20 protein-coding genes are annotated in these 18573 nt (G+C 68.5%); 8 read left to right on the top strand and 12 right to left on the bottom strand.

Annotated features, from left to right (window positions below; genetic code table 11):
• The first annotated feature begins 218 nt into the window (after positions 1-218).
• Together SALPAC6_RS30455 and SALPAC6_RS0120885 are read left to right on the top strand one after the other, a co-directional pair.
• The gene (locus SALPAC6_RS30455) at positions 219-905 is read left to right on the top strand and encodes a hypothetical protein (RefSeq protein ID WP_018255279.1); all 687 of its coding nucleotides are present in this window, start codon (positions 219-221) and stop codon (positions 903-905) included.
• Between the two features lie 400 nt (positions 906-1305).
• Positions 1306-2025 (top strand): hypothetical protein, encoded by a 720-nt coding sequence (locus tag SALPAC6_RS0120885; RefSeq protein ID WP_223874325.1) that lies wholly within the window; start codon positions 1306-1308, stop codon positions 2023-2025.
• 256 nt (positions 2026-2281) lie between these two features.
• Here SALPAC6_RS0120885 and istB read toward each other — a convergent pair whose 3' ends face one another.
• Complete coding sequence (gene istB / locus SALPAC6_RS0120880; protein ID WP_018252763.1) at positions 2282-3076, bottom strand: IS21-like element helper ATPase IstB; 795 nt, start codon at positions 3074-3076, stop codon at positions 2282-2284.
• Positions 3077-4357 carry an IS21 family transposase gene (gene istA, locus SALPAC6_RS0120875; RefSeq protein ID WP_018252762.1) on the bottom strand — a complete coding sequence of 427 codons (1281 nt, stop codon included), beginning with the start codon at positions 4355-4357 and terminating at the stop codon, positions 3077-3079. It abuts the gene before it with no gap.
• A 224-nt stretch (positions 4358-4581) separates the two neighbouring features.
• On the opposite strand from istA, the gene SALPAC6_RS30860 reads away from it, so the two are divergent.
• Positions 4582-4710 carry a hypothetical protein gene (locus SALPAC6_RS30860; protein WP_018255277.1) on the top strand — a complete coding sequence of 43 codons (129 nt, stop codon included), beginning with the start codon at positions 4582-4584 and terminating at the stop codon, positions 4708-4710.
• A 47-nt stretch (positions 4711-4757) separates the two neighbouring features.
• Here SALPAC6_RS30860 and SALPAC6_RS0120865 read toward each other — a convergent pair whose 3' ends face one another.
• The 4 genes from SALPAC6_RS0120865 to SALPAC6_RS0120850 form a co-directional block, all read right to left on the bottom strand.
• Entirely contained in the window at positions 4758-4940 is a 183-nt protein-coding gene (locus SALPAC6_RS0120865; protein ID WP_026189918.1) for a DUF397 domain-containing protein, read from the bottom strand.
• Complete coding sequence (locus tag SALPAC6_RS0120860) at positions 4931-5743, bottom strand: helix-turn-helix domain-containing protein (RefSeq protein ID WP_026189917.1); 813 nt, start codon at positions 5741-5743, stop codon at positions 4931-4933. Before SALPAC6_RS0120860 ends, SALPAC6_RS0120865 begins: the two co-directional genes overlap by 10 nt.
• A gap of 258 nt (positions 5744-6001) precedes the next feature.
• Complete coding sequence (locus SALPAC6_RS0120855; RefSeq protein WP_018255274.1) at positions 6002-6184, bottom strand: DUF397 domain-containing protein; 183 nt, start codon at positions 6182-6184, stop codon at positions 6002-6004.
• Positions 6175-6987: a helix-turn-helix domain-containing protein gene (locus tag SALPAC6_RS0120850; protein WP_026189916.1), complete on the bottom strand. Its 813-nt coding sequence runs from the start codon at positions 6985-6987 to the stop codon at positions 6175-6177. The genes SALPAC6_RS0120855 and SALPAC6_RS0120850 overlap by 10 nt, the downstream gene beginning before the upstream one ends.
• Before the next feature lie 550 nt (positions 6988-7537).
• Between SALPAC6_RS0120850 and SALPAC6_RS28245 the strand changes: the two genes are divergently transcribed.
• Together SALPAC6_RS28245 and SALPAC6_RS0120845 are read left to right on the top strand one after the other, a co-directional pair.
• The gene (locus SALPAC6_RS28245; protein ID WP_080636100.1) at positions 7538-7840 is read left to right on the top strand and encodes a hypothetical protein; all 303 of its coding nucleotides are present in this window, start codon (positions 7538-7540) and stop codon (positions 7838-7840) included.
• A gap of 178 nt (positions 7841-8018) precedes the next feature.
• Positions 8019-8561: a dihydrofolate reductase family protein gene (locus SALPAC6_RS0120845; protein WP_263404720.1), complete on the top strand. Its 543-nt coding sequence runs from the start codon at positions 8019-8021 to the stop codon at positions 8559-8561.
• A gap of 73 nt (positions 8562-8634) precedes the next feature.
• On the opposite strand, the gene SALPAC6_RS0120840 is transcribed toward SALPAC6_RS0120845, so the two are convergent.
• The gene (locus SALPAC6_RS0120840) at positions 8635-9054 is read right to left on the bottom strand and encodes a RidA family protein (protein WP_018255271.1); all 420 of its coding nucleotides are present in this window, start codon (positions 9052-9054) and stop codon (positions 8635-8637) included.
• 84 nt (positions 9055-9138) lie between these two features.
• Here SALPAC6_RS0120840 and SALPAC6_RS0120835 point away from each other — a divergent pair, with 84 nt between their 5' ends.
• Positions 9139-9759: a TetR/AcrR family transcriptional regulator gene (locus SALPAC6_RS0120835; RefSeq protein ID WP_188115249.1), complete on the top strand. Its 621-nt coding sequence runs from the start codon at positions 9139-9141 to the stop codon at positions 9757-9759.
• A 13-nt stretch (positions 9760-9772) separates the two neighbouring features.
• On the opposite strand, the gene SALPAC6_RS0120830 is transcribed toward SALPAC6_RS0120835, so the two are convergent.
• From SALPAC6_RS0120830 to SALPAC6_RS0120815, 4 genes are all read right to left on the bottom strand, one after another.
• Positions 9773-11173, bottom strand: coding sequence for a class II fumarate hydratase (locus tag SALPAC6_RS0120830; protein ID WP_018255269.1), 1401 nt, complete (start codon positions 11171-11173; stop codon positions 9773-9775).
• 61 nt (positions 11174-11234) lie between these two features.
• On the bottom strand, positions 11235-12902 hold the full coding sequence (locus SALPAC6_RS0120825; protein ID WP_018255268.1) for a fumarate hydratase: 1668 nt from the start codon (positions 12900-12902) through the stop codon (positions 11235-11237).
• Positions 12903-12969: 67 nt separating this feature from the next.
• Entirely contained in the window at positions 12970-14343 is a 1374-nt protein-coding gene (locus SALPAC6_RS0120820; protein WP_018255267.1) for an outer membrane protein assembly factor BamB family protein, read from the bottom strand.
• A gap of 57 nt (positions 14344-14400) precedes the next feature.
• Positions 14401-15633, bottom strand: coding sequence for an MFS transporter (locus tag SALPAC6_RS0120815; RefSeq protein ID WP_018255266.1), 1233 nt, complete (start codon positions 15631-15633; stop codon positions 14401-14403).
• 65 nt (positions 15634-15698) lie between these two features.
• Between SALPAC6_RS0120815 and SALPAC6_RS0120810 the strand changes: the two genes are divergently transcribed.
• Positions 15699-16688: an ArsR/SmtB family transcription factor gene (locus SALPAC6_RS0120810; RefSeq protein WP_018255265.1), complete on the top strand. Its 990-nt coding sequence runs from the start codon at positions 15699-15701 to the stop codon at positions 16686-16688.
• Here the strand turns inward: SALPAC6_RS0120810 and SALPAC6_RS0120805 are convergent.
• Positions 16643-17209 (bottom strand): Lrp/AsnC family transcriptional regulator, encoded by a 567-nt coding sequence (locus SALPAC6_RS0120805; protein WP_018255264.1) that lies wholly within the window; start codon positions 17207-17209, stop codon positions 16643-16645. The two genes, SALPAC6_RS0120810 and SALPAC6_RS0120805, sit on opposite strands and share 46 nt — an antisense overlap.
• A 154-nt stretch (positions 17210-17363) precedes the next feature.
• Between SALPAC6_RS0120805 and hppD the strand changes: the two genes are divergently transcribed.
• Entirely contained in the window at positions 17364-18569 is a 1206-nt protein-coding gene (hppD, locus tag SALPAC6_RS0120800; RefSeq protein ID WP_018255263.1) for a 4-hydroxyphenylpyruvate dioxygenase, read from the top strand.
• The last annotated feature ends 4 nt before the right edge of the window (positions 18570-18573 follow it).

The following is an 18573-nucleotide window of genomic DNA, read 5'->3' as shown; positions in this document are numbered from 1 at the left end:
AGCGCCGTTTCAGCCACGGTAGACCGCTCTCGTCCACGGATACAGGTTTAGAAGCGGGTAGAGGGGGTGAGATCATGCCGGTGATCATGGAGTTCTCCGCGCTTCACGCCCTCGAGGAGCCGGCGCCACCCATGAACTCCTCGAGCATCTGCCTCGAAGGCTGATCCTCATCGGCGCCTACGATAAGGGCTTCGTCGAGTACGCTAAACGACCGCGGCATGACGATCATGAAGACCTTCCAGGACCCTTTCACGGGTTACGATATCGGCGCCGAACATCTTATGGCTACCGCCAACGGTCACCTGATCAAACCTCAGGACCCCAACCTGAAGTCGGCCAACGGAGGGGACGTGGCGGGCTGGGCGGGTGACCTGATGACCTTCTACACAGACTGGCGCAACTCCGAAGAGCAGTACGCCTCTGGGAGGGCCTTCTGTGAGGCGAAGCTAGCCAAGCCCGGAGTAACGTCCAGCTTCGGCTTCAGCGATCTCCTAGAGGACGCCGACGGCTACATGATCGCCCAACGGGTGCGCTCCGGCCAGACCATTGTTGAAGCGATCACGCACTGCTACGATGGCGGAGGTGGGCTCCGCCGTTTCAACGACCTCTTCCAGCAGCGATGGGGCACCGCCGAGAACTGCAAACTCGCCGCTCACTCTGTACTAACTGGAAGTGACGCCACGCTTGGCCTCGCCCGTAAGCAGCTCATCGCCTTTAAGGGTGCCATGCTCCCGACAGCCCTGCAGAACCTGCCCGGCGGATATGACAAGCTGAGCGATTTCGAGCAGGGGTTCGTCGATGCGATCCTCGCTCGTATGGGATCGGAAAGCCGCAGTGCGGCCAGTCTCAAGGCCAACCACGACGACTATCTGCGTCAGTCGGCAGGGGGGTCAGCACCACGTTGAGGAACCTCGAAAGAGTCGCTGCTTTTCTCCCTTTCATACCATGGCTGGCCATCCCAGGGTGGAGCGTGTGGCGCATGGTGCGCGGCCTTCGCGCGGGTACCTGGCGCCGGCCTGGTTGGTTCGGCCACGCCGCCTGGGCATCCTTGTTCCTGCTGGTTTCGGTGTGGTTATGGGGAGCAATGTCGGGCGGGCTCAACATTGAAAAAAGTTGTTACTTTCATCACCAATCATACGACGATGCATACCATGATGCACATCGAGACGACTACTACAGATTGTTTCCGCTTAGTAGGAATTGCAACGCAGACTACGACATGGTTGCCAGTTGGGTGAACCCCGCCGTGGTGGTGCTGTCGCTGCTTGCCATAGTCAGTCTGACCGGCGCCGTAGCGTCGTTGGCATGCCAAAAGAGACGGACGCAACGAAAGAAAGGGTGAGCCTTGTGAAGGATGTCAGGTTGTCGCGCCGCGGATTGCTTCGGACGGCGGCGATCACTGGCGCAGCTGTTGCCGTTGTGGTCCATGCAAGCGGAACAGCACAAGCGGCACCGTCCGTCGGCGGCCGCGTGCCCACCTGGCGTGACTCCACGTCACTCAATGGCTGGCCAGTGCTGAAGCAGACCGGTTGGCATTCGGTCGAGGGTAGCGGCCAACGGGTGAAACTGGCTGACGGTGCCGCAGCAGTCTTGCTGACACATGTAGCCCGCCGCTTCAACTACGAGATCGACCAGTTGCGCAACGGCGAAATCCAGGGACACCTCGAAAGCCTCATCCTCTCCGAGCCCTACGAGTCCAACTACCTGTCAGGATCTGCCATCGCCATCCGTCCGCGGGCCTATCCGGTCGGCGTCAGGGGTGGCCTGTATCCCACCGAACTCGTTGTGGTGCGAGACATCCTCGCCGAACTCGAAGGCGCTGTCTCATGGGGCGGTGACTTCGACCGACCTAAGGAATCACACTTCGAGGTTGCACACCCGCCCGGGCATCGGGCAGTCGAAGCCGCCGTCCGTAGGGTCCTCAGCTGGCAAAACGGTCCTGGCGGCGAAGGCGCGGGAACGGTCAACGCCTTCGACTCAGCTCGCCGCGCCAAGGCTAAGGAATTCAACCGTCGCGGCCGGTAGTGGGCAGGGCCATTGCGTTCGGAACGGCGCTGGTCACGGCGGTAGCCGATCGAGGTGTTGCGCAGGTGGCCAGGAAGGCGGGTCCCGGGCGGGCGCGGGCCTGGTGCAGGTCTTCAACGGAACGTGATCTCCCAGACGTGGTGGACGCGGTTCTCCAGTGGTCAGTTCCGGGTGGATGTGCGTGTCCTGTCAACGGCGGATTGGAACTGACCCCCTATCGACGTTTTGGGATTGACCCCCCGGAGGTCGTTTCGTGCTACTTGTTGCGGTCCTTCGCGAGGAGTTCTCGGCGGGCTCTGGTGCGGTAGGACTCGCCTGCGAGGGTGAGGACCTCGGCGTGGTGCACGAGGCGGTCGATCATCGCGGCGGCGACGACTTCGTCGCCGAAGACCTCGCCCCACCGCCCGAACGGCAGGTTCGAGGTGACGAGGATGGAGCCGGCCTCGTAGCGAGATGCGACGAGTTGGAAGAACAGGTTCGCTGCGTCGGTGTCGAAGGGGATGTAGCCGACTTCGTCGACGATGATGAGCTTGTAGCGGCGGATCTTCTTCAGCTCGGCTTCCAGGGCGCCGCGGTGGTGGGCGCGGGCGAGGCGGTCGATCCAGTTCGTCGCGGTGTCGAACAGGACCGAGTAGCCGGACTGGGTGGCCTTGATCCCGAGCCCGATGGCCAGGTGGGTCTTGCCCAGGCCGGGCGGGCCGAGCAGGATCACGTTCTCCGCCTTCGGGATGAACGTCGCCGTGGCCAGGTGCGCGAGCACGTCCTTGCGGAGGCTCGGCAGGTGGTCGAGGTTGAAGTCTTCCAGGGTCTTGATCGCCGGGAAGTGCGCGGTGCGGATCCGCATCGTCGTGCCGGCGGACTCGCGGTCGGCGACTTGCCGTTCCAACACGGCGGCGAGGTACTCCTCGTGCGACCAGTTCGCCTGTCTGGCCTGGTCGGCCAAGGTCTCCCAGGTCCGCCCGATCGTGGGCGTCTTGAGGACTCTGGTGAGGTAGGCGAGCTTGGATCCCAGCCCGTCCGGCGCCGGTCTGGTCTTCGTTATCGTGGTCATCTACTTCCCCTCAGCTGCGCTTTTCTGGACCGCCTCGACGTCGGGGCGGGGGTCGAAGTCCACGCCGAACAGGGCGTCGTAGTCCGGCAGGGCACGGATCGCCACGACGTGTCCATCAGCGTGCGAACGAGTCGAGGCCTGCCGCCGGCGGGCAGCCAAGTCCTGGCGCAGCAGCCGGGCGGTGGCCTGATGTTCGGGATCGGTGATCGTGCGGGCATGGCCCCAGTCACGGTCGTGATCAGCCACGACCTGCCCGGCGCACGAGGCGACCATCCGGGCGGGGGTGGCGAGCACGTCGATGAACCTGCCGATGCACCGAGGGTCCACGGAGTAGTCGTTGCCGTCGATACGCACGTAGTAGTCCCGCCCCAGCCGCACCCGATGCGTGAGCCCGATCGCCGGCGCCACCGGCGGCAGAGCCACCATCGCGGCCCGGTCCGCCGCCCACCTAGCCGTGGGCGTCGTCAAGCCGATCGCGCGCAGGACGCGCGTGTTCGCGCGTTGCACGAGCCAGTCGCTGATCTGGACGTTGAAGTCGAACGGCGAGGTGAACACACGCCCAGGCAGGAACGAGGTCTCGAAGAACCCGTTGCGCCGCTCGACCAACCCCTTGAACTCCGGATCCCTGGGCGGGGCCAGGCGAATACGCACCCCGATCGTCCCGGCGAACGCCGCCGCCTCCGTCGTGAGCTTCCCGGTGCCACCGATCGCGGCCTCCCGATCCCAGACCAAGGTCCGTGGACAGGCACCCCACCCGGCCACGATCTCCCACATCCCCGCCAGGATGTCTCCGGCCTTGCGACTGGGAATCATGACCGCGTCCGTGACCCGCGAGTACCCGCAGGTCATCGCGAGCACCGGCAGGATCCGCTCAGCCCCGCCACCAACCGGGATCGGCTGAGGTGGGAACCACAGATCACACTGGGCGACCTCACCCGGGTCGTACTCCACTCGGTCGGTCGGGTCCGGCGGAACGAACAACGGACGCAGCTCCCGAACCCGGTCCTTGAGGATCGTCAGCGACTTCGTCCACCCGATCCGCTCAGCGATCACCGTCGCCGGCATCCGCGGGAACTCCGCGAGCAACGCCCGGACCTGCGGCTCGACCCCATCCACACACGAACCGCGAGGGCCGCGCTCACGCGACGGCGGCGCCTCGGCCCGAAGCGCCGAACGGACCGTGTTACGCGCCAAACCCAACCGACGCGCAATCTCCTTGATCGGAACACCCTCAGCCCGATGCAACCGACGGACCTCAGCCCAGTCTTCCAATGCGATCACCCCTCCAGCCTCGGAGGGGTCAGTCCCAATCCGCCGCTAGAGGGTCAGTCTCAGCGCGTCGTCGACATGTCCGACCGGCGTGGATGTCCTCGTGGCGGTTTCGGCAGGTCACGAGGGTCCTTGCGGCACCTTTTGGCCATGAGGTGCACCCATACGGGTTTGTTGGGGCGATCGCGACGTTGATGCCGGCGAGTTTCCGCAGGTGATGGACTTCCAACCTGTCCGTGGACTCGCAGAGCTCGCATCGTCCGGCCAGCAGCCGGTGGATCAGTTCGTTACGGTTGCCGCTGGCCTGGCTCACCGCGTTCGTCGCCGACCAGGACAACGGCGGCGCCCGCGGTCGACTGCGTTAGGTAGTCGTGGGGCGCCCCGGCCTGGCAACCAGGCCGGGGCGCTCGCCCTAACGGCGTAGCGCGGCGGTGAAGGACCGCCAGGAGCCCGGGTCAATGGAGAGCGCCGGACCCATCGGATCCTTACTGTCCCGCACCCCCACCACACCCGGCAGGTTCGTCGCCACCTCAACACACTGGTCGTTGGAACCACTGCGACTGCTCTTACGCCACCGCGCACCGGTCATTTCCATGACTCCACCAGTTCCTTGATCCGCTCGATGGACTCCTGCGGGGGCAGGGCCACGGCGAGAGTAGCTTCCCAGGTCCGCTGCAAGCGCATGAGATCAGCCGGCCGGTCGAACTCCTGACCGCCGATCTGGCCACCGAGGAACGCGAGTTCGCCTCCACCAGCCATGCTGGCAAGAATGAACGGGCCGTTGAGGCCTGGATACTCATCCGCAGAACAGGGCACGACTTGGACTCGGACGTGTGGGTGCTCGACGGCTAAGCGGGCGAGGTGTGACAACTGGTCGCCCATGACCTTTCGACCACCTACCCTCCGCTGCAACACCGCCTCGTCCATCACTCCCACGAGCCGGGACGGACGCTCGGCATAGAGAACTGCCTGACCGTCCAGTCGTTCGGCAAGCCGGCGCTCCACCTCCTCTGGCTCAAGTAGCGGATCCGACTCGAAGACCGCCCGCGCATATGCCTCGGTCTGCAACAACCCTGGAACGTGCAGTGGATCGAACCAGCGTAGGGCCCACGACTCCGCCTGGATTCTGCGCCAACCACGGGACCACGCCTGGTTCTTATCGAGGACGACCAAGTCGGTCAGCATGCGGGTGTAGAGACCGCCGGTGTCGAGAACCTTGTCGAACTGCTCGAGATACTTACTGGTCGGCGGCGCCTGCCCCAACTCCACCACACTGACCATCGACGGCGAGTAGTTGATGGCCCTGGCCAACTCCTCCTGACTCCAACCCCGCCGAATCCGCGCCCGCCGTAACTCCGCCACCAAGAACGCCGCAGCGGTCATCTCTCCAGTCGCCATCTCCAACCGCCCTCCACGAACCGGTTGATCGACTCCAATACCACGCCACCAGCAACCCCGGCCTCACCCAAAGGCTCTCGCACAGCACGGCCAAACCCTTCCGACCGTAGCCGCGCCCTCAGCACACTGTGAAGCACGACGCCCACCCCGATCCCGAACGCGGCGTCGCGGTGGCACAGTCGATTCATGAAAGAGGGGCGGCGTCAAAAAGTTGAATCCGTTCGGCGCTGGTCGGCAGCAGGTCCTGGACGAGGGGCATTAGCGTTGCAGCGAGGCCAGGAAGGACCGCCAGGAACCCGGGCCAACCGCCAGCGCCGGACCCGCCGGATCCTTACTGTCCCGCACGCCCACCACATCGGGCAGGTTCGTTGCCACTTCGACACAGTCGTTGGTCTGAGCACTGCGACTGCTCTTCCGCCAGGTAGCACCTGTCACGTCCATGACTCCGTCACTTTCCTCACCAGTTCGACCGACTTCTGTGGAGGCAATGCCTCGCCAAGGCTAGCTTCCCAGACCCGTTGCAGCCGCCCGAGATCCGACGGTTGATCGACTTCCTGCCCACCCACTTGGGTTGCCAGGAACGCCAACTCCGTCTCCTCACGGAGGGTCGCGAGAATGAACGGCCCGCCCATCCCCGGATACTCCTGCCCCGATAGCGGCACGACGTGCAGCCGAACACGGGGATGCTCGGTCGCCACCCGGGCAAGGTGAGCAGTCTGGTCATACATGGTCTTACGGGTCCCGACCTGGCGACGCAGAGCGGCCTCGTCTACCACCGCCACCAAACGCGGCTGCTCCTCGTCATAGAGGATGCGCTGGCCTTCCAACCGCTCGTTGAGCCGAGCCTCCACCTCCGCTGCCTCAAGCAGGCCGCCCGCCTCGAAGACGGCACGCGCGTACGCCTCGGTCTGGAGCAGGCCGGGAACGTAGAGCGGTTCGTACCACCGCAGCACCCGCGCCTGCGAAACAATCTCGCCACCGCCACGTAGCCAGGGTTGGGCACGATCCAGGCTGACCAGGTTCGTCAGCATGCGGGTGAAGAGGCCGCCGGTGTCGAGAACCTTGTCGAACTGCTCGAGATACTTACTGGTCGGCGGCGCCTGCCCCAACTCCACCACACTGACCATCGACGGCGAGTAGTTGATGGCCCTGGCCAACTCCTCCTGACTCCAACCCCGCCGAATCCGCGCCCGCCGTAACTCCGCCACCAAGAACGCCGCAGCGGTCATCTCTCCAGTCGCCATCTCCAACCGCCCTCCACGAACCGGTTGATCGACTCCAATACCACGCCACCAGCAACCCCGGCCTCACCCAAAGGCTCTCGCACAGCACGGCCAAACCCTTCCGACCGTAGCCGCGCCCTCAGCACACTGTGAAGCACGACGCCCGCCTCCATTCCCGAACGCGGCGTCGCGGTGGAATCGCCCGCTCCCCCGGCCGGACGACCCACCGCCGGGGCCGTGACACAAACAGTCGATTCGAGAGAAAGGGCAGCGTCATGTCTCGATCCATCCGAAAGTGGTTCCCCCGTGCGTTCCGGTGGCCCCACAACCAACGCCCCATACCGCTCGCACCCCGACACCGCCGGGTCTGGCGCGGCCCCCGCCCCGGCTGCTCCTGCGGCCTACGCTGGCGGGCCTGCCCGGACCGCCACACCACCGTGCCAACCGAACCAACCACCGCCACGCCCCCACCGCACCGCCCCGCGTGGAACGCCCCCACCGTCGCCAATCCCCAGGTAGGCCGCGTCGGCTGGCTCACCCCCGCCCAAACCTGGCGCGCCAACGGCGGCACATGGTGACCCCTCCCACCAGCCGACCACACCTCCCATTACGCCCACTCTGGATCTGCCGCACCTGCGCCGCACCCTGGCCCTGCGCCACTGCCCGACTCACCCTGCGCCATGAATACGCCAACGACCTCGTCGCACTCCGGATCTACCTCTGCGCCCAACTCCACGACGCCGCAGCCGACCTACACACACTCCACCCACACGACAACCCAAACCCGAGAGCCCTCTTCGACCGCTTCCTCGCCTGGACACCCCGGGCCAGCCCGCCAGCGATGAATTCAGATCAGGACGACGGGGTTGGTTAGCACCGCCATCTGGTTGGGGCACTCCGGTGAGTCGACGGGGCACCGGAATGTCGGTGCGTGATGATGCCATCGGCGGAGGCGAGCCGCTTGCGGTCATCGCACCTCGGCAGCCGGAGAGGTGGACAGGAGCGCTATCCCCAGCTCGCGAAACAGGATGCCAGCGACCGGTGGAGGCTTCATGGGAAAAGTAGCGTTGGATATGACGATGTCGGTAAATGGCTGCATTGCCGGGCCGGACGGCGAGCCCGAAGGGCTGCATGACTGGTATTTCGCCCCCTCGCCGGAGAGCCAGGCGATCGTCGAGGAGCTGCAGCGCAGCATGGGCGCGATGGTCATGGGGCGACGCACCTACGACCAGGGTGCCAGCCAGGACGGGTTCGTGGACAACCCATTCCCGGTCGAGCACTTCGTCGTCTCGCACAGCACGCCGGAGCAGGTGGCCAAAGGGGACACCGTCTTCCACTTCATCCCGGACGTGGCCGAGGCGGTACGCCGCGCCCAGGTCGCCGCGGGGGAGCGCGAGGTCATCATCGGCGGCGGTGCCCAGCTCGCCCAGCAGTGCCTGGCCGCGGGGCTCGTCGACGAGATCCGGCTGGCGGTACGGCCCCTGGTGATCGACGGCGGGATCACACTGTTCGACGCTACCGCCCTACGGCTGGAGAACATCGGTGTGATCGATACGCCCCAGGCGACCCACCTGCGGTTTCGGGTCCTGCGCTGACTGTGATGTCCCCTGGGCGGGCCAGGGCCGCGCCCAGGGGACATCGACCTGCGCCACGCCCACCTTGGCCAACTCAATGTGACAGTGCGTCGAGGACCGCCGTGGCCTCGACCTCGACCAGCAGGTCGGGGCCGGCGAGCGCGCTGATGCCCAGGCCCGTCAACGGGGCGGCCAGGGTGACGCCCAACCTCGCCGCCGCCCGCGCGATCCCCTCCCCCAGGAGCGCCATCTTGTCGGGCGTCCAGTCGACGACGTACACGGTCAACTTCGCCACGTCATCGACGGAGCCGCCGACCTCGGCCAGGGCGGTGGCGACGTTGAGGTAGCACTGCTCGACCTGGGCGGCGAGGTCGCCGACGCCAACCGTGTTCCCGTCGGCGTCAACGGCGACCTGGCCGGCGAGGAAGACCAGCCGTGACCCGGTGGCGACGGCCACCTGCGAGTAGAGGTCGACCTTCGGCAACCCTTCGGGGTTAACCAGGGTGATGGTCATGCTGACTCCCTAATGAGTTCTTTCGTGGAGCTTGTCGGTAGGACCACCAAAACATAGCACAGCTATGCTATGTATCCTGGGGTTGTGGCCAGGAGGAGAGACCCAGCGGTCCGCACCCAGCTCATCGAGCGGGCCGCGCACATGCTCCGCACCCGCGAGCCCATCACCCTCCGCTCGCTGGTGGCCGGCACGAGCGTGTCGACCATGGCCGTCTACACCTACTTCGGCGGGATGGACGGCATGTGGAAGGCGCTCCGGCAGGAGGGCTTCACCCGCCTGGGCACCCGCCTCGCCCAGATCACACCCTCGGCGGACCCGGTCCGGGACCTGACCGCCCTGGTCACCGCCTACCTGGGCAACGCCCTGGACCACCCCGACCTGTACCGGGTCATGTTCGACGCAAATTTCGACCTGGAAGACGCCCAGGCGGCGGACGACACCCTGGAATACCTGGTCCAGGCCGCCGAACGAGGCCGGCGAGCCGGACGCTACCGCGCCGACACCAACCCGCTCGAACTGGCCACCCAGAGCTGGGCCGTCGCCCACGGCCTGGTCTCCCTGGTCGCCACCGGCCCCCTGCCCCGGCCGACCCTCGCCCACTGCCCCCTCCTGCTGACCGCGCTCTTCACCGCCACCGGAGACGACCCCGACCGATGCCGACAGTCAGTGGAGCAGGGCTGGCAGCCGGGCCTGGCCGACGACTAACAGGCACGACCCATCAGGGGTGTGTCATCCGGAGCAGGTCAAGCGCCTCGTCAAGCTGCTCCCCGGTGAGCTTGCCGGAATCCAGGTGCCCCCGGGAGACCACCACCTCCCGGATCGAAACCTGCTTCGCGAGGGCCTCCTTCGCGATCGCAGCGGCCTCGTCGTACCCGAGATAGCGGTTGAGCGGGGTGACGATGGACGGCGAGCCCTCCGCGTACGCCAAACAGACCTCGATGTCCGCGACCAGGCCGACCACGCACCGGTCCGCCAGCAGTCGCCCCGACGCGGCCAGAAGTTTGATCGACTCCAGCAGATTGCGGGCCATGACCGGGAGCATGACGTTCAACTCGAAGTCGCCCTGGGAGCCGGCGAAGGCGACCGTCGCGTCGTTGCCGATCACCTGCGCACAGACCTGGCGCACCGCCTCGCAGACCACCGGGTTGACCTTGCCGGGCATGATCGACGAACCGGGCTGGAGATCGGGGATGCGCAGCTCCCGCAGGCCGGCGCGGGGGCCGGAGCCCATCCAGCGGATGTCGTTGGCCATCTTGTGGAGACCCACCGCGATCGTCCGTAGCTGCCCGGAGGTCTCGACCAGCGCGTCCCGTGCGCCCTGCGCCTCGAAGTGGTTTCGCGCCTCGCGCAACGGCAGCCCCGTCGAGTCGCGCAGCCGCTCGACCACCCGCGCCGCGAAGCCCAGCGGGGTGTTGATGCCGGTGCCGACGGCGGTGCCGCCCAACGGCAGCTCGGCCAGGCGGGGCAGGGCCGACTCCAGCCGCTCGATGCCGTAGCGGACCTGCGCGGCGTACCCGCCGAACTCCTGGCCGAGGGTGACCGGCGTGGCGTCCATCAGGTGGGTACGCCCCGCCTTGACCACCGTCTCGAACTCGGCGGCCTTGCTCTCCAACATCTCCGCCAGGTGTGCCAGGGAGGGCAGCAGGTCCCGGGTCACGAACTCGGTGGCGGCCAGGTGGATCGAGGACGGAAAGACGTCATTGCTCGACTGGGACGCGTTCACGTCGTCGTTCGGGTGCACGTCGGCGCCGAGCTTCCGACTGGCCAGGGTGGCGATCACCTCGTTGGCGTTCATGTTCGACGACGTGCCGGAGCCGGTCTGGAAGACATCAACGGGGAACTGGTCGTCGTACCCACCGTCGGCCACGTGCGCCGCGGCGGCGGCGATCGCGACGGCCACCTTGCCGTCGAGCACCCCCAGCTCACCGTTGACCTCGGCCGCGGCACCCTTGATCTGGGCCAGCGCCCGGATCTGGGCCGGCTCCATCCCCCGCCCCGAGATCGGGAAGTTCTGCACCGCGCGCTGGGTCTGCGCCCGCCACAGCGCCTCGGCCGGCACCTCCACCTCGCCCATCGAGTCGCGTTCGATCCGGTAGCCCGTCGCCTCAGGATTCGTCACCCCACCATCCTGCCGCGCCCGGCGACGGCGTGCGGTTTTTCGCCGAGTCCGACCCGGGGGCTCAGCGGCGACCGACGGTGAGGACCGGCTTGGTCACCTCGGCGAAGAAGTCGTTGCCCTTGTCGTCGACCACGATGAAGGCCGGGAAGTCCTCCACCTCGATCCGCCAGACCGCCTCCATCCCGAGCTCGGCATACTCGAGCACCTCGACGTGCTTGATGCAGTCCTGGGCGAGCCGGGCCGCCGGGCCTCCGATCGAGCCGAGATAGAAGCCGCCGTGCTCCTGGCAGGAGCGGGTGACCTGGGTGGAACGGTTCCCCTTGGCCAGCATCACCATCGAGCCGCCGGCGGCCTGGAACTTCTCCACGTACGCGTCCATCCGGCCCGCCGTGGTCGGACCGAACGAGCCGGAGGCGTAGCCCTCGGGGGTCTTCGCCGGGCCGGCATAGTAGACCGCGTGGTCCCGCAGGTACGCCGGCATCGGCTCGCCGGCGTCCAGCCGCTCGGCGATCTTGGCGTGGGCGATGTCCCGGGCGACGACCAGCGGACCGCTCAGCGACAGCCGCGTCTTGACCGGGTACTTGCCCAACTCGGCGCGGATCTCGGCCATCGGCCGGTTGAGGTCGACCCGGACCACCTCCGACGACTCCAGCTGGGACTCCGTCACGTCGGGCAGGTAGCGGGCCGGGTCCGTCTCCAGCCGCTCCAGCCACACCCCCGACGGAGTGATCTTCGCGACCGCCTGCCGGTCCGCCGAGCAGGACACGGCGATCGCCACCGGGCACGACGCGCCGTGCCGGGGCAGCCGGACCACCCGCACATCGTGGCAGAAGTACCGGCCACCGAACTGCGCGCCGATGCCGAAGCCCCGGGTCAGCTCCAGCACCTCGGCCTCCAGCTCCAGGTCACGGAAGCCGTGCGCGGTCATCGAACCCACGGTCGGCAGCCCGTCGAGGTACTTCGCGGAGGCCAGCTTGGCGGTCTTCAGCGCGTACTCGGCGCTGGTACCACCGATGACGACGGCGAGATGGTACGGGGGGCAGGCCGCCGTGCCGATCAACCGCAGCTTCTCCTCCAGGAACTGCATCATCCGAGTCGGATTCAACAGCGCCTTGGTCTCCTGGTACAGGTACGACTTGTTGGCCGAGCCGCCGCCCTTGGCCATGAAGAGGAACTTGTACGCGTCCGGCTGTCCGTCCGGGTCCTCGGCGTAGAGCTCCACCTGCGCCGGCAGGTTGCTGCCGGTGTTGCGCTCCTCCCACATGGTCAGTGGGGCGAGCTGCGAGTAGCGCAGGTTCAGCCGAGTGTATGCCTGCCAGACCCCCCGGGAGATCGACTCGGCGTCCGCCCCGTCGGTGAGCACGTGCCGGCCCCGCTTGCCCAGCACGATCGCCGTACCGGTGTCCTGGCACATCGGAAGCACCCCACCGGCGGCGATGTTGGCGTTGCGGAGCAGGTCCAGTGCGACGAAACGGTCGTTCGGCGAGGCCGCCGGGTCGTCGATGATCGACCGGAGCTGCGCCAGGTGCGCGGGGCGCAGAAAGTGCGCGATGTCATGCATCGCCTCGGCGGTCAGCGCGGTGAGCGCGGCCGGCTCCACAGTCAGGAACCGGCGACCACCGGGGCCATTGACGACATCAACGCCCTCGTCGGTGATCAGGCGGTACTCCGTCTGGTCCGAACCGGTCGGCAGCAGGGGTGCGTACGAGAAGGAGGCGGCACTGCTCATAGGCGGAAAGCCTAGGGCAGAAGAGCCGTCCGGTCCCACCCGCCGGGTAGGTCCTGGGACAGCGCTCTCACCCCGCCGGGTCGGTTGACTGGAAGGAGACGTATCCGATCTGCCGGCCCTCACCGATGACCATGCCGTTCGCACCGACCGCGAGCGCGTTCGCCGCCGTACGGAGGTTCGCCAGCTCGGCGCCGGTACGCGGATCGAGCGCGACGAGCCGGGACGGATCCTGTTCGGCGAAGACCGCCGCGGACGGAGTGAGCGCCGCCCGCGGCTCCTCCTCGGCGGGGCGAGTCCACCGGGTTTCGCCACCGCCCAGTTCGCGGGCGGAGACCGAGCGCTCGTCGGCCGCGCGGACCAGGGCGTACCGATCGTCCACCGCGACGATCTTCGTGCCCGGGTCGGTGACCAGCAGCAGCCGGCCATCGTAGGCGTCGAGGACCGCCTGCTTGCCGTCCGGCGACATCCCGATCAGCACGCTACGGGCACCCAGCGGGTCCCGGCGCTGGGCACACCCGATGGCGTCGGCGGTGCCGAAGTTGACGCCCGCCCGCTGCCAGATTTCCCGCCCGGACAACGGGTCCCATCCCGAGACGGCGTAGCGGCAGTTCCCCTCCTCGGAGGTGGCGGTCAGCCGCAGCATCCGACCGCCGACCACCGACAACCACTCGTCCCGGCCAGGCTCGATGTCGACGAGCACCCGTCCGGTTGCGGTGTCCAGCACGTGCACGCGCCCGTCGACCGGAAACCCGAGCAGACCGGGCGCCGGCTCCGGGCTGGAGATCTCGTTGTGAATCCGGACGGCTTCGATCCGGCGGGTGTCGAGCAGCCCCGGGTTGTCGCCGAGCAGGCCACTTCGGACACCCGGCAGGTAGGCCGTCCACAGCGGGGTGTCCCCACGCGGATCCCAGGCGTGCAACGTGCAGTCGGTGGGGGCCGGGCAGCGGGCGTCGAGCAGCAGGTTCCGCCAGGTCCAGACCGCGACCGCCGCACTGTCCCGCCGCCGGGTGGCACCGGTGACGGGGTCGAGCACCTCATAGCCCCGGGCGAGCAACTTGCCCACCACGACGACGGCGTCCTGCCCCGCGCCGGCAACCGCCGACCAGTCGGCCTTGCGCTTCCAGAGCGGGGTGCCGTCAGCGAGCCGTACCGCCTCCACCCGGGTGCGCTGCTCGACCACGACGGTCTCCCCGGCGATGGTGACGCTGCGCGGGGTACCACCGACGCGTTGCTGCCAGACCACGCCCGGCCCGCCGATCGGGGCGCTGCGGTTCACCCAGTCCCACACGCCGGGGAACGGGTTCCAGACACCGCTCACCGAGAGCACGACCACCGTCACGAGCCCGAGCAGCAACCAACCCGGTCTACCAAGGCCGCGCCCCTTCACCACCGGGACACGGTAGCCGTCCGCTCCGCCCTCCGCACCCCGCCGCGCCCGCACCCGACACGCCCGGACGCGCTCTGTGCCCGTCCGGCACGCCCGGGCGCGCTGCGCGGGTTACCGCAGAGCACCACCACCACCGGCCGGTACGGGCGGCGGGGCCAGCATCCGCCAGAGCGTCACCGTCGCGGCGAGCGACGCCACCCCGGCCAGCGCCATCACGGTGCCGGGGGCGACCACCTCACTCAACGCCCCGCCAGCCGCGGCGGCCAATCCCTGCACCGCCATCAGGCCGGTGCCCAGCAGCCCGAACGCCTGCCCCCGGCGGGCTTCCGGCACCGCGTCGAGAAACCGCCGGGCCAGCCCGAGCTGGTAGGCGAAACCTGCGGTCGCGACCGTGAGCAACACCGCCGCCGGCCACTGCCCCGGCTGCGCCAGGAAGGCGAGCATCGGCACGCCGAGCAGCAGCGCCAGCCACGGAGTCAACGCCTCCCGGCGAGCGGGCCCGACACACCGTCCGACCAGCAGGTCACCGAGGAGCATCCCGAAGGCGGCGGCCATCAGCAACAGGCCGGCGCTGGCCTCCGGGTCGAGCTCGGCCGCGTACGGCACGATCACGCCCTCGGCACCGACCAACAGCGAGCCGGGAATCCACTGTGCCAGGAGCAGGCCGCGAATCCGCCGGTCGGCGAGGAGCATGCGGTTGACCCGCCAGGTCTCCCCGACGGCGTTTCCGGCCGTCCTTCCCACCCGGGGCGCCCGCGCCGTCAGCCCGACCCGGGCCAGCAGGGCGGCGAGGAGGCAGGTGGCCGCCGTGAGCCAGAGCGCCCCGTACGGGCCGACCAGCCCGAGCAGCAGGCCACCGAGGGCGAACCCGGCCACCTGGGTGCCCCCGGCCGCCACGGTGAGCACCGAACGCCCCAGCACGTACGCGTCGCCGCGCAGTATCTCCGGCAGCAGCGCGCTGCGGGCGGCGCTGCTGACCGGGGCGAGGAGGCCGACGACCGCGACCAGGCCGAGCATGGCCGGCGGGGAGAGCACCCCGAGCGCGAGCACCACGACCATGGCGAGCCGGAAGAGGTCGTAGCCGACGATGAGCCGCCGTGGCGGCCACCGGTCGGCGAGGGCGAGCAGGAACGCCCCGCCCACCGCGTGTGGCAGGAACCCGGTCACGTACGCCAACGCGGCGAGCAGCCCGGAGCCGGTCCGCTGGTAGATCAGCACGGACAGGGCGAGCATCTTCACCGTCTCGCCGATCACGAAAACGCTGTAGCCGCCGAGGAGCACCCGGAACTCGGCGACGGCGAAGACATCCCGGAAGGTGACGGGACGGGAGTCGGTGACGATCATTCGAGCAAGTCTGGGGAGCGACCCGGCGGCGACCTATCCTTTCGTTCACCAGCGAAAGGAGCGGCATGCGGATCGAGGTGACCTCGGCGGACGTGGCGGTGAGCCGCTACGCCATCTCGCCGCTCGGGGAGGCGATGTCGGCGCTGCGGCTCTGTGCCGGGCAGAACGCGGTCACCGGGCTGACCCCGTGGGCGGCCCGGGCCCGCCCCGCGTTCGAGCGGCTACGGCGAGGCGTGCCGGCGATCGACGCGCTGTTGGCGTTGCAGCGCCGGGGCGGGTACAACGCGGACTTCATCCAACCGCCACCGGACGGCACGGCGCGGGAGTTCGCCGACGAGCTCGCCCTGGTCCGGGCTACTCCGCTGGCGCGGGCCCGCGCCGAGTTGGCCCGCAACCTCGCCGGCCACCGCACCCCACCGGCGAGCGCCCGTCGTATCTACGAGTCGCCGGAGGTGGTGGAACGGCTCGCCGACGGGATCGAAGCGGCCTGGGCGACCCTGGTCGAACCGGAGTGGCCGCGGCTGCGGGCCGTCCTGGAGCGGGACCTGCTGCACCGGGCCGGACGGCTGCTCGCGTACGGCTGGGGTGCGGCGGTCGCGGACCTGGACCCGCGGCTGCGCTGGGTCCCCGGCCCGGCCGTCGGCTTCCTCGACATCGCCGACCGGGACCCGCGGACGTACTCGCTGACCGGGCGCGGAATGCTCTTCGTCCCCACCGTCTTCGGCGCCCTGATGTGCTATGTCGAACAGCCCGGGCCGTACGCGATCGTCTACCGGGCCGCCGGGGTCGCCGAACTACTCGGGCCCCCAGACCCGGCCCGGCCGGTGGACGCGCTGGACCGGCTGGTCGGTCGGGGCCGCGCTGGGGTGCTGCGCGCCCTGGCGGCCCCCGCGACGACCAGTCAGCTCGTCGCCCAACTCGGTCTGAGTTTGGGCGGCGTCGGCGACCATCTGGCGGTGCTACGCGAGGCCGGGCTGGTGACCCGCGCCCGCGCCGGCCGGACGGTCCGCTACCGCCGCACCTCGCTGGGGGACGCGCTCGCCGAGAACGGCTGAGTGGACCCGGCTCCCTTCGCCGCCGTCGGTGACGTTCCCCGCAGCGCGGAGCGGAGCAGGGGCAGAACCCGGTGCGGGATCTGCTCGGCCAGGGCGATGATCGTCGAGGTGCGGCGGATGCTCTCGTGCGACACGATCTGGTCGATCACCCGTTGCAGGTCGGCGTTGGAACGGGCCACGATTCGGCAGAGCAGGTCACCGGAGCCGGTGATGGTGTGCGCTTCGAGCACCTCCGGGATCGCCGCCAGGTGGGCGACGACCGGATCGCGCCCGTGTCGTTGGCTGATCTCCAGAGTGACGAAGCTGGTCACCCCGAACCCGACGGCGGCCGGGGACACCGCGGGGCCGAACCCGTCGATCACCCCTCGGTCGATCAGCTTGTCCAGCCGCGCCTGCACGGTGCCCCGAGCCACCCCGAGGCGACGGGAGCACTCCAGCACTCCGATCCGCGGCTCCTCGGCGAAGAGCTCGATCAGGCCAACATCGAGGCTGTCTAGCTGGACAGAATGACCAGTGCTCATAGGTAAAGACTCTACTGCGTGCGCAACCTGACCAGCCTGATCAACAACAGTTGCCCAGTGACTGGGAACACAGCGATATTCACGGGAAGAACACGGCACTAACGGAACACGGCTGCGGCCCACCAGGCCGGCCGGTACGCGAGGGAGGGCCACCATGACCCAGGCGATCGACCGACCCCAGTCGAACGACGAGGTTGACTCCGACCTGCTGGTCGGTGCCGTTGACCACGACATCAGCCGCGACCCGTTCCCGGTCAAGGGCCTCGACCACGTGCATTTCCTGGTCGGCAACGCCAAACAGGCCGCGCACTACTACTCCACCGCGTTCGGCATGACCTGCGTGGCCTACCGAGGGCCGGAGCAGGGCTACCGGGACCACGCCCAGTACGTGCTGACCAGCGGTTCGGCGCGGTTCGTCCTCACCGGCGCGGTCCGCCCGGACGCGCCCGGCGCCGAGCAGGTCGCCCGGCACAGCGACGGGGTCTGCGACATCGCGCTGGAGGTCCCCGACGTTGACGCGGCGTACGCGCACGCCGTCGCCCAGGGCGCGACCAGCCTCGCTGAGCCGTACGAGGTCAGCGACGAACACGGCACGGTCCGGCTCGCCGCCATCGCCACGTACGGCGACACCCGCCACACCCTGCTGGACCGCTCCCGCTACCATGGTCCGTTCCTGCCCGGCTACGTCGCCCGCCGACCGATCGTTGACCGCCAGCCGATGATCGACGCCGGCGTCCAGCCGAAGCGCTTCTTCCAGGCGATCGACCACGTCGTCGGTAACGTCGAGCTGGGCCGCATGGACGAGTGGGTCGAGTTCTACCAGCGGGTGATGGGCTTCACCAACATGGCGGAGTTCATCGGCGACGACATCGCCACCGACTACTCGGCGCTGATGAGCAAGGTGGTCGCCAACGGCACCCGGAAGGTGAAGTTCCCGCTCAACGAGCCGGCGGTCGCCCGGAAGAGGTCGCAGATCGACGAGTACCTGGACTTCTACCAGGGCCCCGGGGCCCAGCACATCGCGGTGGCCACCAACGACATCCTGGCCAGCGTTGACGCGATGCGCGCGGCGGGAGTGGACTTCCTGGAGACCCCCGACTCGTACTACGACGACCCGGAGCTGCGGGCCCGGATCGGCGAGGTCCGGGTGCCGATCGAGGAGCTGAAGGCCCGCCGGATCCTGGTCGACCGGGACGAGGACGGCTACCTGCTCCAAATCTTCACCAATCCGGTGCAGGACCGCCCGACCGTCTTCTTCGAGCTGATCGAGCGACACGGCTCGCTCGGCTTCGGCAAGGGCAACTTCAAGGCGCTCTTCGAGGCCATCGAGCGGGAGCAGGAGAAGCGCGGCAACCTGTGACGGC

It is taken from the genome of Salinispora mooreana (assembly GCF_000379065.1).
GTDB lineage: Bacteria > Actinomycetota > Actinomycetes > Mycobacteriales > Micromonosporaceae > Micromonospora > Micromonospora mooreana.
Note: the sequence above shows the minus strand (reverse complement) of the source record. Positions and strands in the feature narration are given on the sequence as shown.